This is a genomic window from Dyadobacter sp. HNCC25DJ185 (assembly GCF_056895195.1).
The window spans coordinates 286246-302566 of sequence record NZ_JBXHAR010000010.1 but is presented as its reverse complement, the minus strand read 5'-3'; the positions used below and the strand labels follow the sequence as shown (position 1 = coordinate 302566).

Annotated in this window: 13 protein-coding genes, 4 tRNA genes and 1 pseudogene; 13 read left to right on the top strand and 5 right to left on the bottom strand. The window is 46.9% G+C overall.

The window, feature by feature from the left end; genetic code table 11:
* Positions 1–722, top strand: a 722-nt coding sequence (locus AC1XUF_RS26640) for a hypothetical protein (RefSeq protein WP_483344903.1), incomplete at its 5' end; no start/stop codon positions are given.
* Positions 723–914: 192 nt separating this feature from the next.
* Here the strand turns inward: AC1XUF_RS26640 and AC1XUF_RS26635 are convergent.
* The 3 genes from AC1XUF_RS26635 to AC1XUF_RS26625 form a co-directional block, all read right to left on the bottom strand.
* A tRNA-Arg gene (locus tag AC1XUF_RS26635) sits at positions 915–988 on the bottom strand.
* Positions 989–1129: 141 nt separating this feature from the next.
* Positions 1130–1203 (bottom strand) — tRNA-Pro (locus tag AC1XUF_RS26630).
* A gap of 63 nt (positions 1204–1266) precedes the next feature.
* A tRNA-Ser gene (locus AC1XUF_RS26625) sits at positions 1267–1353 on the bottom strand.
* A gap of 129 nt (positions 1354–1482) precedes the next feature.
* Between AC1XUF_RS26625 and AC1XUF_RS26620 the strand changes: the two genes are divergently transcribed.
* The 12 genes and pseudogenes from AC1XUF_RS26620 to AC1XUF_RS26565 form a co-directional block, all read left to right on the top strand.
* The gene (locus AC1XUF_RS26620) at positions 1483–2445 is read left to right on the top strand and encodes a vWA domain-containing protein (RefSeq protein ID WP_483344902.1); all 963 of its coding nucleotides are present in this window, start codon (positions 1483–1485) and stop codon (positions 2443–2445) included.
* A gap of 39 nt (positions 2446–2484) precedes the next feature.
* Entirely contained in the window at positions 2485–3204 is a 720-nt protein-coding gene (locus AC1XUF_RS26615) for a hypothetical protein (protein WP_483344901.1), read from the top strand.
* A gap of 15 nt (positions 3205–3219) precedes the next feature.
* Positions 3220–4152 carry a phosphoribosylaminoimidazolesuccinocarboxamide synthase gene (locus AC1XUF_RS26610; protein ID WP_483344900.1) on the top strand — a complete coding sequence of 311 codons (933 nt, stop codon included), beginning with the start codon at positions 3220–3222 and terminating at the stop codon, positions 4150–4152.
* Positions 4153–4207: 55 nt separating this feature from the next.
* The gene (locus AC1XUF_RS26605; RefSeq protein ID WP_483344899.1) at positions 4208–4630 is read left to right on the top strand and encodes an STAS domain-containing protein; all 423 of its coding nucleotides are present in this window, start codon (positions 4208–4210) and stop codon (positions 4628–4630) included.
* 394 nt (positions 4631–5024) lie between these two features.
* Positions 5025–9608 carry a glutamate synthase large subunit gene (gltB, locus tag AC1XUF_RS26600; protein ID WP_483344898.1) on the top strand — a complete coding sequence of 1528 codons (4584 nt, stop codon included), beginning with the start codon at positions 5025–5027 and terminating at the stop codon, positions 9606–9608.
* Between the two features lie 55 nt (positions 9609–9663).
* Positions 9664–11172 carry a glutamate synthase subunit beta gene (locus AC1XUF_RS26595; RefSeq protein ID WP_483344897.1) on the top strand — a complete coding sequence of 503 codons (1509 nt, stop codon included), beginning with the start codon at positions 9664–9666 and terminating at the stop codon, positions 11170–11172.
* Between the two features lie 125 nt (positions 11173–11297).
* Positions 11298–11921: a polysaccharide deacetylase family protein gene (locus AC1XUF_RS26590; RefSeq protein WP_483344907.1), complete on the top strand. Its 624-nt coding sequence runs from the start codon at positions 11298–11300 to the stop codon at positions 11919–11921.
* A gap of 13 nt (positions 11922–11934) precedes the next feature.
* The gene (locus AC1XUF_RS26585; RefSeq protein WP_483344896.1) at positions 11935–12936 is read left to right on the top strand and encodes a glycosyltransferase; all 1002 of its coding nucleotides are present in this window, start codon (positions 11935–11937) and stop codon (positions 12934–12936) included.
* Between the two features lie 14 nt (positions 12937–12950).
* Entirely contained in the window at positions 12951–13718 is a 768-nt protein-coding gene (locus tag AC1XUF_RS26580) for a TatD family hydrolase (RefSeq protein ID WP_483344895.1), read from the top strand.
* Positions 13715–14791, top strand: coding sequence for an asparaginase (locus AC1XUF_RS26575; RefSeq protein ID WP_483344894.1), 1077 nt, complete (start codon positions 13715–13717; stop codon positions 14789–14791). Before AC1XUF_RS26580 ends, AC1XUF_RS26575 begins: the two co-directional genes overlap by 4 nt.
* Before the next feature lie 92 nt (positions 14792–14883).
* Positions 14884–14970: transfer RNA gene (locus AC1XUF_RS26570), tRNA-Ser, on the top strand.
* Between the two features lie 252 nt (positions 14971–15222).
* Positions 15223–15330: pseudogene (locus tag AC1XUF_RS26565) on the top strand (hypothetical protein); the annotation flags it as partial.
* Positions 15331–15336: 6 nt separating this feature from the next.
* Here AC1XUF_RS26565 and AC1XUF_RS26560 read toward each other — a convergent pair.
* Together AC1XUF_RS26560 and AC1XUF_RS26555 are read right to left on the bottom strand one after the other, a co-directional pair.
* On the bottom strand, positions 15337–15711 hold the full coding sequence (locus AC1XUF_RS26560) for an IS3 family transposase (RefSeq protein ID WP_483344893.1): 375 nt from the start codon (positions 15709–15711) through the stop codon (positions 15337–15339).
* Positions 15712–15746: 35 nt separating this feature from the next.
* Positions 15747–16256 carry a transposase gene (locus AC1XUF_RS26555; protein ID WP_483344892.1) on the bottom strand — a complete coding sequence of 170 codons (510 nt, stop codon included), beginning with the start codon at positions 16254–16256 and terminating at the stop codon, positions 15747–15749.
* Positions 16257–16321 lie beyond the last annotated feature (65 nt).

The window sequence follows — 16321 nt, the reverse complement described above, 5'->3', positions numbered from 1 at the left end:
CAGCAGCCGACGCCTCTGCCAACACGAATGCCCTTAGGAGGCTGGCTCTTACCGCGGGTGATCTCAGCATCTTTGTGAGGTGTTTTTCCGAGGCAGGTTTTATAACTATTAGCAATGCGTATTCTATAACCAATTTAGGCGAGACTGACAATCTCTATACTAAATCTGATGAAGTTCATTCTCCAAATGTTTATAATCAAAAAGTTAATTGCCTTCCAAAATCGCTTTTGACAATTAAACAGGTAGATGATTCATTCAGCGTTGATCTAAGGGGGGCCTTAGCTAATTTACCTGAAACATTAACCTCTCTCGAAATACACGACGCCGGCAGCATGATAGATGGCAGGATAAACGACCTTCCGCGTGCACTCACTAAAATAAGTTTTAAGTTCAAGAGCATATATGACCACACTCCTGTTCTAACAGGCGATCTTGCAGATTTACCTCCACTTTGCACATACCGGAATGATGAAACCGTAAATGGGCAATATATTTACACCCATAGAGCTTGGCCAGTAAACATGAGAAAAGTTGTAATCAAAATTTCGGAGAGACAAAATTGGACATCAGAAATGGTCAATCTTCTTCTCGCAGACCTTGGCGATACGAGTTGGCTCGCGGGTGGAATCGTTAATTTGACCGGCAATTTACCAAAAAGAACCTCAAATGTTGGCTATGATTTGCTTGTTGGGAAAGGTGTCACAGTTACAACGAAAGTATGAAACCTTGAGTCCCGCAATGCATTCAATATCAATTCATCGCAAAAACCACTTTTTTAACTTCCCCCAAGAATTCAAATCCTATGCGCTCCACAAGTTTTTGATTTGATCCATGATCCCTGATCCAATTTCACTTTCATAGTTAACAATGAAAAAAGAGCTAGCCAATAAAAGCTAGCTCTTCAATTTTTAACGTGATCCGGTTGTGATTCGAACACAAGACCTGCTGCTTAGAAGGCAGCTGCTCTATCCAGCTGAGCTACCGGACCAAAAGAAAAAGGCAGTTAGCAGTATCTGCATACGGCTGACTGCCTTTTCGTCGGGGAGACAGGATTCGAACGCCATCGGGCTACGCCTGCGACTCTCTGATCCCAAACCAGATGCGCCACCTATCTTACCTTTTTTTCTCGTCGGGGAGACAGGATTCGAACCTGCGACCCTCTGGTCCCAAACCAGATGCGCTACCGGGCTGCGCCACTCCCCGAGGTAATTCCGGCCTTTTCGCTTGCGCTAATCAGAGCCAATTTTCAAACTTCCAGAAGACGTGTAGAGGAAGCGGGATTCGAACCCGCGGTACCCTTGCGAGTACGGCAGTTTAGCAAACTACTGGTTTCAGCCACTCACCCATCCCTCCTTCTTTCCGTTCTGGGTTGCAAATATAGACGGTTGATCTTCAGAAAAACAAACATTACTGCAAAAAAACTTTATCAGAAGCCGCAAATGCCTATTTTTGAAAAAGTTTAAATTACCCAAAACGTTCATTATGAACTGGAATTATCCATTTGGCAGTACCGAATATTTTTTCATTTTTATTTTCATTTTTGTTTACGTCGCCTACATTATTCGCACCGTCAGAATAGCCCGGCAGCTGCAAACCACCGCCCGGACTCTGATCATCAAACTTTTTTTAAGATCCATTACTTTCTCATTGCTCATCATCAGCTTACTCGGCCCCTCCTTTGGTGAGGCCGAACGTGACATTCAGGCAAAGGGCAAAGATATTTTCCTCGTAGTCGATCTCTCCAAATCCATGGATGCTGCGGACGTAACCCCGTCACGCCTCGAAAAAGTAAAATTTGAAATGAACCGGTTTGTTCAGGAAGAAAAATCGAACAGGATCGGTATTATCATTTTCTCGAACGACGCTTTTATCCATGTTCCGCTTACATACGATAATGAGGCCCTGGAGTTGTTTATTCAGTCCCTGCAGACAGACCTGCTTCCTACGACCGGGACCAATGTTTGTGCTGCCATCGAACTGGCCTATGACAAGCTTATGAATGCCGCAGATCCTACCGGACGCGCAAAATTGATGATAATTTTTACCGACGGCGAAAATAACGCCAATTGCAGCAACGCGCTTTACAATAACCTCCGGCGGTTCGGAGTGGGGCTTTATGCGGTGGCAGTGGGCACAAAAATCGGGATCAGCATCCAACAGAATGGTAAGCCGCTAATGGACAAAAATGACAAGCTGGTGATCAGTAAAATGGACGAAAACTTTTTGAAAACAGTTGCCAGCGCCTCCCGGGGAACTTACTACGAACTTAATAATGTCAAAAACGATATACACCGGCTGATTAACGACATCAATCTCGCGGAAGGTACGCTGGTGGACTCCCGGACCATTACCGTAGTCAGTAACAAATATTACTATTTCCTCGGCGCTGCACTTATTTTAATCCTGCTGGATGTTTTAATTACCATCGGAACATTTCGTCTCTAAGGGATCAATGCTTATTTTTGCGACTCAACCCGGATCGATATGACCGCACTTATTCTTTATGTCCTGCTCTGGCTTTGGGATAACCGGACTTTTGATTCTATCACGAAAGCCAATGAGCGGAAGCTGGATGCCGAACGGGCTTATCACAATAAACAATATTCCAGATCCGCTGAACTTTATAACCAGATTACTTACGGGTCCATCTTTTCGGACCCGGCAGCAAGGTTAAATCTTGCACATTCCTATTTTAATCTGGGTAATAAGACGCTGGCTTTGAAACATTATGAGTTGCTTGCCAATGTAGACAATAATACCGTCGCATCTATTGCAAATTCTCAGATCGCACTAATTAAGGTCATCCAGAAAGATACGGCCACTGCATTGGCAAATCTCAAAACAGCGCTCCGGCTTGAACCGGGGAACACGCTGGCGAGAAACAATTATATCATACTAAAAAAGAATTTTACCGGTACAGAGCAGCCATCCGATCTCAATATGAGAAAACAACGCTCTGAACAGCAAGCCAATAAACAAACTGAGCAGGAAGCGAATGCGGAAACGGAGCAGGATGCCCGGCAGGTGGCCGAAGATGCCAAGAAAGAAGAATTACTCAAAAGTCTGAAAGCAATGAACATGTCGGAAGACCAGGCGAGAGCGATATTAGATGCCATGAAATCGAATGAATCGCAATATATTTACCAGCTCCGGCGGAAGCAATACAACAAAATGAACCGCCAGAAGGACGAAATCGAATGGTAATTTTTCTATATACTGATGAATAGCATATCCGAAACAAACTTCAATTTCCCCGGCCAGACCGCATTTTACAAAGGGAAGGTACGCGACGTTTACTCCTTTGACAAACGCCTGGTCATGGTTGCAACAGACCGGATTTCAGCGTTCGACGTGATCCTGCCGCGGGCTATCCCTTACAAAGGACAGGTTTTAAACCAGATCGCAGCCCACTTTTTGACCGCTACCTCCGACATTGTACCGAACTGGCTACAGGAAGTCCCTGACCCTAATGTGAGTATCGGAATTAAATGTCAGGCCTATCCGGTGGAAATGGTCGTGAGAGGCTATCTTGCCGGGCATGCATGGCGGGAATATTCGGCAGGGAAGAGATCTGTCTGCGGTGTCGCGCTACCCGATGGGCTAAAAGAAAACGATAAACTTCCGGCCCCGATCATTACCCCAACTACCAAAGCACATGAGGGCCACGATGAAGATATTTCCCGTGAGCAAATTCTGGCACAAGGCTTGGTCAGCGAGGACGAATACGAGCATCTGGAAAAATATACACTGGCACTGTTTTCAAAAGGGACCGAAATGGCCGCTGATCAGGGATTGATCCTGGTTGATACAAAATACGAATTCGGGCAACTGGACGGCGTCATTTATCTGATCGACGAAATTCATACCCCGGATTCCTCCCGATACTTCTATATGGACGTATATGAAGGGAACCAACAGGCAGGTCTTCCGCAAAAACAGCTTAGCAAGGAGTTTGTAAGGGAATGGCTTATACAAAACGGTTTCCAGGGCAAAGAAGGCCAGTCGGTGCCGGAAATGACCGATGAGCGCGTCCAGCTGATTTCGGACCGGTATATCGAATTGTTCGAAAAAGTAACCGGAAAAAAATTCCAGAAGAACAATCTGGACAACCCGTTGAAACGCATCGAAGCGGCCATTGAAAGATCCTTATAATCAATTCATCAGATACCATTTTTGAACTAATTATCTCGACAAAACAATCACTGTAATGAACTATAAACTGGAAAAGAAAGAGCAATACGTTTTCATCGATTTGGAAGAAACCGCATTTGCACAGGATATTCCGGCTTCATTTGAAGAAACGGTAAAATCTCTTTTCAGGGAAGGCTACCACAGCCTGATCGTCAATATGCAAACTGTAAAATCAGTAGACGTTGTGGGAACAACCGTATTGAAAAAGGTAAACTGGCTTTGCGCCAATGATCTTGGGCTGCTGGTCATCGTAACCAGGGACGATGACTTCATTGATTTGCTGGAAAACCTGAAGATCCCGGACCTTAATGTATTGCCTACCAAGGAAGAAGCGATAGACGCGGTTTTTATGAATAACCTTGAAAACGAGTTCGGCGCCGGTGACGACGACTATGATGATGAAGATTACGAAGGTGTAAGTGAGTCAAAGGAACCTTGAATAAGTTTTAAGGTAAGGTCTTATATCGAACGTCCCGCTCCAAAGGCGGGACGTTCTGTTTGCAAGCGTCTCCCCGAATTTTATTACTTTATTCAGATTTGATTTGTAATCTTTTAAGAGCATATAAAACCAACCTTGTATTGTGATTTTATTAAGCATAACACTGGGTTTTTGAACGATTATCAATATTTTGATAATAATTGTGATTAAACAATCAAAAAATACAGAGTGCCATAAAATTTTGCCATTCTCATATTAAGCCAAATATTTTTTATGGTTATCTTGCGAGGCTTTACCCTATTCATCATGCAAATGTGGTTTGGCGCTTTTTTTTAACCACTTATTTAAACAAATTCTAATTACGAATTTGCTAATTACTCTACAATAGCCGCGAATGTCGAAAATGTCTGAACAAATGGTAGAAAATCAGGGACTGTACCGCCCGGAATTTGAGCACGATGCATGTGGGATCGGTTTCCGGGCTAACATCAAAGGCCGTAAGTCACATCAGATTGTGGCCGATGCCATTCACATGTTAGAGCGCATGGAACACAGGGGTGCTACCGGCTTCGACCCTAACACCGGCGATGGTGCGGGTATACTTATTCAGATACCGCATGAGTTTTTTGTAGAGGAAAGCACAAAGCTGGGCTTCCAGCTTCCGTTCGCAGGCGAATATGGCGTGGGGATGATATTTTTCCCAGGCGATGAAACAATCCGCGAGGAATGCCGGGATATCGTTAACCGCAAACTTAAGAAGCTCGGGCTGACTTTACTTGGCTACCGTAAAGTGCCGACGCTGAACAACACATTAGGCGAAGGCTCGCTGTCTGTTGAACCATGGGTGGAGCAGGTTTTTATCAAACGCCCGGACGATATCTCCGACGATACTGCTTTCGAAAGGAAGCTATTTATCCTCCGCCAGGTATCTACGAGACTTATTAAAGATACTGTGAAAGGCGGTGCCAAAAGCTTCTACTACTCGTCGCTTTCGTGCCGTACCATTTCCTATAAAGGGCAGCTCACTACCGCCCAGCTAAAATATTACTTCCCCGACCTGGAAAATGAATCGGTGGTATCCGCATTGGCAGTGGTCCACTCCCGGTTTTCTACCAATACATTTCCCTCGTGGGAATTGGCGCAGCCATTTCGCTATATCGCACACAATGGTGAGATCAATACGGTAAAAGGTAATGTAAACTGGATCCGTGCAGGTGAGAAATCCTTCTATTCGGAGTTTTTTACCAAAGAAGAAATGGATATGCTCCTGCCGATTTGCGACAGGAACCAGTCCGACTCCGCCAACCTCGACAATGCAATTGAATTGCTGCATCTTTCCGGCCGCTCATTGCCACATGTAATGATGATGCTCATCCCCGAAGCATGGGACGGTAACGATCATATGGATCCCGAAAGACGCGCGTTCTACGAATACCACGCTGCCATCATGGAGCCCTGGGACGGTCCTGCCTCGATTTCATTTACAGATGGAAAAATGGTGGGCGCTACCTTGGACAGGAACGGCCTGCGCCCTTCGAGATATTGGGTTTTGGACGATGATACCATTATCATGGCTTCCGAAGCAGGTGTTCTGGATGTAGATCAATCCAGAGTAGTGACAAAAGGCCGCTTACAGCCAGGACGCATGTTCGTCGTGGATATGGAACAAGGCCGTATTATTCCGGACGAAGAAGTGAAAGCCCAGGTTTGTTCGTCACAGCCTTACCAAAAATGGCTGGACGAGAATAAATTGCATGTTGACCAGCTCGAACATCCGATCCGTACGTATCGTGCCTATGACGAAAATGCATTGCTGAAACGCCAGGTTGCATTCGGGTATACATCTGAAGACCTCCGAATGATCCTTGCCCCTATGGCGCAAACTGGCTTGGAGGCAATTGGTTCCATGGGAACAGACAGCCCGCTGGCCGTCCTGTCTGATCAGAGCCAGCATATGTCCACTTATTTCAAGCAGCTTTTTGCTCAGGTTACCAACCCGCCTATCGACTCTATTCGCGAAAGGGCGATCATGTCGTTGATCTCATTCGTGGGAGGGAACGAAAATATTCTGACTGAAAGCCCTAAACATTGCCGCCAGATCGCACTTCCTCACCCGTTGCTCTCGGTTCAGGAGTTTGACAAGCTGCGTTTTGTAGACAGGGACGGCTTTCAGGCTAAAACCATTAATACTTATTTCCGCGCAGACGAAGGCGGAAAAGCATTGGAAAGAGCACTCGAACGCATTTGCCGCTATGCTGTAGATGCGATTCAAGACGGTTTTGAAATCCTGATCCTGTCCGACAGGGCGATCGACTCGGACCATGCCCCTATCCCATCATTGCTGGCGACCGCAACCATCCACCACCATCTGATCCGCGAAGGATTGAGAGGAAAAGTAGGTTTGCTGGTAGAAGCTGGGGACGTTTGGGAAACGCACCATGTGGCAACCCTGATCGGCTACGGTGCAGCCGGAATTTGCCCATATATGGCTTTTGAAACATTGGCCTATATGAATAAAAAAGGCATGATCGAAGGTGAGTTTACCGACGAAAAACTGCATTACAACTACATCAAGGCTGTTAACAAGGAATTATTGAAGATTTTCTCCAAAATGGGGATTTCTACCCTGCAGTCGTACCAGGGCGCGCAGATTTTTGAATGCGTTGGTTTGAACCGCGACGTAGTGGATAAATATTTCACAGGTACCATCTCCCGCATCAGTGGTATGGGTATCTATGATATCGCACGTGAAATCCTGGTGCGTCACAAAGTGGCTTACCACGAAACACCAGATCAAAAGCCAAGGCTGGAAGTAGGCGGTGTGTACCAGTGGAAGCAACGCGGAGAAGCGCACATTTTCAATCCGCAGTCGGTGCATATGCTGCAGCAGGCAACCAGGACCAACAGCTACGAATTATTTAAGAAATTCTCAAAACTGATTGACGATCAGAGCCATAAAGCATTGACCCTTCGTGGTTTACTGCGTTTCAAAAAAGGAGTTTCCATACCAATCGAAGAAGTTGAGCCCGTTGAGAATATATTCAAACGCTTTGCTACGGGTGCAATGTCGTTCGGTTCAATTTCCTGGGAAGCGCACACCACGCTTGCTATTGCGATGAACCGGATTGGCGGAAAATCAAACTCCGGCGAAGGTGGCGAAGACGAATTGCGTTACAATAAGCTGCCGAACGGAGACTGGATGAATTCGCAGATCAAGCAGGTTGCGTCCGGCCGTTTTGGTGTAACAAGCCATTACCTGAGCAATGCAGGTGAGCTGCAGATCAAAACCGCGCAAGGTGCTAAACCAGGCGAAGGTGGTCAATTGCCAGGCTTTAAAGTGGATGACTGGATCGGACGTACGCGGCATTCGACGCCCGGTGTAGGGTTGATTTCCCCTCCCCCGCACCACGATATTTATTCCATCGAGGATTTGGCCCAATTGATCTTTGACCTCAAAAATGCAAACCGCCAAGCGCGGATCAGTGTGAAGCTGGTTTCCGAAGCGGGTGTTGGTACGGTCGCTTCCGGTGTTGCGAAGGCGCATGCAGACCATATCCTGATCTCGGGTTATGACGGTGGAACCGGTGCATCGCCATTGAGCTCGATCCGCCACGCCGGGTTGCCATGGGAGCTTGGCCTCGCCGAGACACATCAGACTTTGGTAAAAAATAAACTGCGTGGCAGGGTAACCGTTCAGGCCGACGGTCAGCTCCGAACAGGCCGGGACCTTGCGATCGCAGCCATGCTTGGTGCAGAAGAATGGGGCGTTGCAACCGCCGCGTTGGTTGCTGCCGGTTGTATCATGATGCGTAAATGCCACCTCAATACCTGTCCGGTAGGTGTTGCCACGCAACGGAAAGAATTGCGTGCATTGTTTTCCGGTAAGCCCGAACATGTGGTGAATATGTTCACTTTCATGGCAGAGGAACTGCGTGAGATCATGGCGCAGCTTGGTTTCAGGACCGTGAACGAAATGGTGGGACAGGCGCAGTACCTTGAATTAAGAAACGATATCAAGCATTGGAAATACAAGAATCTGAATTTCGATGCGATACTATACAAAGAAGGCGACCTGTCGGTAGCGCAGTTCAAACAAGAAGAACAAGATCACGGTATCGACGCGATCCTTGACCTTGACCTGATCAGAGTTGCCGCCCCTGCTTTGGAAAATAAGGAGGAAGTTTATGGCGAGTTTACAGTTAACAACCTGAACCGCTCTTTGGGGACCATGCTTTCCAACGAAATCTCCAAAAAATATGGCGGCGTTGGTTTGCCAAAAGGTAATATCCACTTCAAATTCCGTGGTACAGCCGGGCAGAGCTTTGGTGCTTTCAATACCGCCGGAGTTCGTCTGGAACTGGAAGGGGATGCGAATGATTATTTCGGAAAAGGCCTTTGCGGCGCCGAGCTGATCGTTTATCCCGATCGTGAATCGAAATTTAAGCCGGAAGAAAACATCATCATCGGCAACGTGGCGTTCTATGGTGCTACTTCGGGTGACGCATACATCCGCGGGACTGCGGGTGAGCGTTTCTGCGTACGTAACTCAGGTGCAAGGGTGGTTGTGGAAGGCGTAGGAGACCACGGGCTTGAATACATGACCGGCGGGCTCGCTATTGTACTGGGAGAGACGGGCCGGAACTTTGCAGCAGGTATGTCGGGCGGGGTAGCATATGTTTTGGATAAAAACGGAACATTCAGGGATAAGGTCAACATGGAAATGGTTACGCTGGAAACTCTGAATGAAGAGGATAAGGGTATCCTGCACGAGTATCTCGACAAACATTTCCAGTATACCACCAGCAATGTTGCGTTCCAGCTGATCCAGAACTGGGAAGAATCCGTTTCGCAATTCGTGAAAGTAATGCCAGGCGATTTCAAAAAAGCATTGGACGGACGCGGTATTACGTTGGCGCAGCAGATTGCGGACAAAAATGTAGTTTACAAAGACATCGTGGTGGACGTCGTTCATCAGTAAACCAAATAGCTCAGCTTCCAGTCATTTAGAATAACGATTTAATAAGAAGTATAGAATGGGAAAACCAACCGGATTTTTAGAGTTTCAGAGGGAGTTACCGAAGAAAAGAGCCGTTGAAGAACGTCTTCACGACTACAAGGAGATTGAAACGGCACCCACCGACTCTAATTCCAAACAGCAGGCAGCCCGTTGTATGGACTGCGGAATTCCTTTTTGCCATAATGGCTGTCCGCTTGGAAATATCATTCCCGAGTTCAACGACGCGGTTTACGACGAAAACTGGGGATTGGCGTATGAGATTTTAGCGTCAACCAATAACTTCCCTGAATTTACCGGCAGGATATGCCCTGCCCCTTGCGAGGCATCGTGCGTTCTGGGTATTAACAAGCCTCCGGTAGCTATTGAATACATCGAGAAAGCCATCATCGAGAAGGCTTTTGAACTGAATCTTGTAAAACCAAAAATCCCTAAAAACCGTACCGGTAAAAAAGTGGCTGTGGTTGGCTCCGGCCCCGCAGGATTGGCTGCAAGTAATCAGTTGAATCAAGCCGGACATACCGTTGTTCTTTTGGAAAGAGCGGATAAAATTGGCGGCCTGGTTCGCTACGGAATTCCTGATTTTAAGTTGGACAAGAGCGTTATCGATCGTCGGCTTGCTGTGATGCAGGAAGAAGGCATTGAGTTCCGCACCAATGTAAATGTGGGTGTGGATATCAAATCGGATGAGCTATTGAATGAGTTCGACGCGGTATTACTTACCATGGGATCAACAGTTCCCAGAGATGTGAAGATCCAGGGGCGTAACCTGAAGGGCGTTCATTTCGCCATGGAATTCCTGAGCCAGCAAAACAAACGCGTTGCCGGTATCCATCCCGAATTCGACCATCGGGGTGCCCCCTATGTGAACGGACAGATCATTGCGAAAGACAAGCACGTGGTAGTGATCGGCGGCGGCGATACAGGGTCCGACTGCGTAGGAACTTCCGGACGCCACGGGGCCGCATCTGTAACGCAGATCGAGCTGATGCCCATTCCTCCGAAAGAACGTGATGCAAGCACGCCCTGGCCAAACTGGCCCATGATGCTGCGCACTTCCACTTCTCACGAAGAAGGCTGCGACAGGCATTGGTCTATTAACACAAAGGAATTCGTAGGCGATGAGGACGGCAACCTCAAAGAACTGAAAATCGTTGACCTCGACTGGCAGAAAGATCCGGAAACGGGTCGTATGCAAATGAAAGAGGTTGAAGGAAGCGAAAGAAACATTCCTTGCCAGCTTGCATTCCTGGCCGCAGGATTTTTACATCCGCAGCAGGAAGGGCTACTGAATGACCTTGCACTGGAATTTGACGAACGCGGGAACATCAAAACCAATGGTTACCAATCTACTGCCATTGAAAAAGTATTTGCTGCCGGCGATTGCCGCCGCGGACAGTCGCTGGTAGTATGGGCGATCAGCGAAGGCCGGGAAGCAGCCCGCGCAGTAGATGAGTTCCTGATGGGCGAGTCGTTTCTTGAAGCTAAGGCGGTATCCATGTTTAACCCTGTTTTTGCTCACGCATAATTTTCAGCAAGGTTTTAAGCCAGCCTCTATATCATAGTATCGGTGAGAAAGCTGCCCTAAATGGGCAGCTTCTTATTTTATACCCTTTATATTTGACAAATAAGACCGACACCAGAGCAAGTTCCATGTTTTTGCATCATTCCCCATTTTGGCTAAAAGCTTTTTTCCCGGGCTTCACCTGGCGAGTTAAAACGCAGGAAAAGAAGATATTCCTGACGTTTGACGATGGCCCGATCCCGGATATCACTGAATGGGTGCTGGATACATTGAAACAATATCATGCGAAGGCGACATTCTTCTGCATCGGTGACAACGTCAGGAAACATCCCGGGGTATTTCAAAAACTTCTGGATGAATCGCATTCGGTTGGAAACCATACATTCAATCATATAAATGGCTGGAACAGTGAGGATACGGCCTACCTCGAAAATATTGCCAGGTGCTCGACACAGCTGGATTTTGAAACGAAGCTGTTCAGACCTCCCTATGGCAGGATCAAGAGAAGCCAGTCGAAAGTAGTTTTAGCTGACAAAAAAATCATCATGTGGGACGTTTTGAGCGGCGACTTCTCCAAAACAGTTACGCCTGAAATCTGTTTAAAAAAAACCATTCAATATACCCGCCCCGGCTCTATTATCCTATTCCACGACAGCATCAAAGCTTCGAAAAGTATGCAATATACGCTGCCCAGGTTTCTGGAACATTACACGCAAAAAGGATATACATTCGACGCCCTGCCCATGAATTAACCGCGTATTTTTTATGCCCCCTAGTGATAATCCCATTCAAGTCAGTGTGCTGGTAGCTGCGCGAAACGAAGAACAGAATATTGAAAGATGCCTGAAATCCCTTCACGAACTTGATTTCCCAAAAGAAAACATCGAAATTATCGTCGGCAATGACGACTCCGACGATCGTACGGCAGCAATGGTCCAGCATTTTATAAAGGACAAATTTCAATTTAAGTACATCAAAATAGCCGGACAGCTCGCCCAGTTGAAAGGCAAAGCCAATGTGCTGGCCCAGCTGGCGCATCAGGCCCGTGGTAAATATTTCTTTTATTGTGATGCAGATATAGCTGTCAGGCCAACCTGGGCTTCGGAAATGCTGGCTCATTTCAAACCGCGAACAGGCGTTGTCGTAGGCTTAACCAGAATGAAACACACCCACCTGCTCGCGGACCTCTTGTCGATGGAATGGCTGTTCGCGCTCACCACCATGAGGTTTTTCTCCCTGCTTAAAATCCCCATTACCGGGATGGGCAACAATATGGCCGTGACCCGCGAGGCTTATTTTCAGACCGGGGGATATGAGAAAATTGGTTTTTCGATTGTAGAGGATTACGCGCTTTTCATGGCGGTCATTGCGAAAGGATATGATTTTCAAATGGCGTATAAACCTGAGGTCTTAAGTATTTCAGAGCCTGTCAATACTTTTCCGGACCTATTAACGCAACGGAAAAGGTGGATGCACGGTGTAATGCAGTCTTTCTGGGTAACTCGGCTCAGTCTGTTCGTTTCGTCGCTGGTGGTGCCGCTCTTGTTACTGGTTTCTCTTTGGTACCCTATTCATCCACTGACTGGCATTATCCAATACTACCTGCTCGTAACAGGAATTTCACTGTTGGCCGTTGTCATGCTTAAACAGCCCGACCTATGGAAAGCAGCGCTGCTTTTCTGGTTTTATATGGTAGTTATCGGGCCGATTATGTTAATAAATTACGCACTGCCCAGTAAAACTATCTGGAAAGGAAGGGAGTACTAAACAGCAAAGTAAAAATGATTGAAACCCACGCACATATATACAGCGACGATTACGCTGATGACCGCGATGCCATGCTTGAACGCGCCTGGGCGGCTGGAATAGAGCAGATATGGATGCCCAACTGCGACCATTCCAGCATTGGCGGCATGCTGGAACTCGCCGATCGTTTTCCCGGCAAATGCCTGCCCATGATCGGCCTGCACCCGACCTATGTGAAAGAGGATTTTGAAAAAGAACTGGTGATCATGGAGGAGTGGCTGACCAGGTATCCGTTTATTGCAGTAGGCGAAATTGGCATGGACCTTTTTTGGGACGTCACATTCCGCGACCAGCAGGAGAAGGCTTTTTTATACCAATGCGAGCTCGCCCGAAAGCACAAGCTCTGGATTGACATCCATAGCAGAAGCGCATTTTGGGAAACTATAAAATTGATCGAAGAATTTGCGGACCCTGAGCTGAAAGGCATTTTCCATTGCTTTACCGGAACTTTGGAAGAAGCGCAAAAAGCAATAGAATTTGGCTTCAAGCTGGGAATCGGCGGCGTTGCGACATTCAAGAACGGCGGATTGGACAAAGTACTTCCATTTGTGGACCTGGAACACCTGGTACTCGAGACAGACAGCCCCTACCTGGCCCCCGTCCCCTACCGTGGCAAGAGAAATGAAGTTGCCTACATGGACCTCGTCGCCCAGCGAGTGGCGGATTTGAAACATATTTCCAAAGCAGAAGTAATCCATGCAACCACCCAGACGGCGAAGGCCCTGTTAACGCCCAAACCATGACGAATTATACCAAAATTCACATCAACCCCATTTCACCAGAGCCAACCAACGGTTCTGTGTTGGTCATTTACACAGGCGGTACCCTGGGAATGGTTTACGAAAGAAAGGGAAAACAATTGGTACCCTTTGATTTTCAACAAATTATAGAGCGTGTCCCGGAAATCGGCAGGCTGGATTTTGATATTACTTTCTTGTCGCTACCGGAGCCCATAGACTCCTCCAACATGAATCCGGACATATGGATTGAACTGGCCGAGATCATTGGCGAAAACTACGGTCAGTACGACAGCTTCGTGATCCTGCATGGTACGGATACGATGTCCTACACAGCTTCGGCACTAAGCTATCTGCTGGAAAACCTGAACAAGCCGGTTATCCTTACCGGTGCACAACTTCCGATAGGCGTAGCACGCTCCGACGCACGTGAAAATGTCATTACCGCCCTAGAACTGGCGGCTGCACAAAATGAGCTCGGGCACCCGATGATCACCGAAGTGTGTATCTATTTCAATTCCCAATTGCTCCGTGGTAACCGCTCCAAAAAGAAAGAGAGCTCCGATTTCAACGCATTCCATTCCGAAAATTACCCGCCACTTGCGACTGCCGGTGTGCGGATCGACTACAATATACCTTACCTGAGAACTTTCCAGCCCGATCTTGAACTTATCGTTCACAAAAAGCTGAATACTCAGGTAGCATTTCTAAAAATGTTTCCGGGTATTACGCCATTAGTCGTGGAGTCTGTCCTCAGCATTGAAGGACTTAGGGGAGTTGTTTTGGAAACATACGGATCGGGCAATGCAACAACTGATACCTGGTTCCTCAACGCAGTCAGCAACGCCATAAATAGCGGCCTGGTGATTTTCAATGTCTCCCAGTGCGATGGTGGCCGCGTTACGCAGGGCCAGTATCAAACCAGCAAGTTTCTGAAACAGGTTGGCGTGGTAAGTGGGTCAGACATCACAGCCGAGGCGGCGATCACAAAAATGATGTATGTTTTCGGAAAAGAAACCGACACTCAGAAGTGTATAGCAATGCTTGCCCGTCCTCTGCGCGGTGAAATGAGTATATGAAACGCCCGGCACCGATCTTATTTTTAAATTATAACGCATCAAATTTGTGTAAAAGGCATTAAAAGCTATCTTTGCACCCCATAACCACAAATAGAGAGGTGCCCGAGTGGTTGAAGGGGCTACCCTGGAAAGGTAGTATGTGGGTAACTGCATCGTGAGTTCGAATCTCATCCTCTCTGCAAGTAAGAATACCAAAAAGCATCAAAAGCCTGTAAATCATACATTTACAGGCTTTTTTGTTTTTCAGATTTTGTCAAAATATGCAAATATTCGCAATATCTAGGTGAGCATCGGGTGGGCACTTCGAAATAGTAAAAAAAGTGCTCACCTAAACTGCTGTAACAATCTGAATTACAACCTGTTCATCAGATAAACATCTTGATTTTTTGGAAGCATCGGTAGTAGTTTTGTTCCACTAAATATCGAATGTTATGTTATTAAGAAATCTGACTATGTTTTTTTATTTGAAAAAACGTAGCAACTACAAAACCGGCAAACTGCCAATTTACATCCGCATTACCGTAGAAGGAGAGCGAATGCAAATATCAACCAAGAGGGAGTGTGAACCAGAAAAGTGGAATTCTCAAACTGGACGAAAAAACGGGACAAAGGTTGAAGTTCCGTTCAAGGACATTAGGTGCGATCTTGCCTACATTACCTTTGTAGGATTGGTATTTTTTGCTGCGCACCAGCGATTGTAACTTCAAAGCCCGCATTAGTTTCAATACAGTTTTGTAATTGATCCTTTTACCCGAATTTCTCAGGGCAAATGTGATCCTGCGGTAGCCAAAACGTCCTTTATGCTGATGGTAAACCTCTTTGACCTGTTCTTTGGCATCAGCGTGCTTTTGCAAAAACGCCGGGCTTTTCAAATGGTAATAGAAACTGCTCCTGGGCAGCTTGGAAAGCTTTAAAAGCAAATCCAGTGGAAATTCATGCCTTAACCCCTGGACGGCTATTGCCCTTTCTTTGGCGTGCCGTCTTTCTGCCGGATCAAGGCATCCAGCTTTTTTAGCAATGCGTTTTCAGCACGCAAATACAGGACCTGTTCTTCGAGTTCCTGTACACGGGTCAATGGCTCTACCTGCTTTTTCGATGTCCGTTTCTGCTTCATAGGTGCAGGCCCTTCTTTGGGCTTTTTCGTTGCATTCCTCCCAAACTGGCTGACCCATAAGGATAACGAGGTGATCGTCGGTATCTGGTACTTGAGGCAGCATTCTCTTAAAGATAAGCCGCTGTTTTCATAAACCCCGACGACATGCTCTTTAAATTCCCTGCTGTGCTTTTGTCGGGGTCCTTTAACAAGCCCGGCTTTGCCCTTCTGCCGGTAGTGGGTCACCCACAATTCCAACAGCGATTTACCAATGCCAAAGCTCCTTGCCACCCCGCGGATCGACCCGACTTTCAAGTATTCTTTCACAGCTTTGAGTCTGAACTCCGGACTGAATTTCCTGCTTTTTCCCATAAAATTGACGCTTGGTTAGTGTCCAAGTTTTTGGGAGCAATTCACTAAGGCCGGTGCTAGCGGAA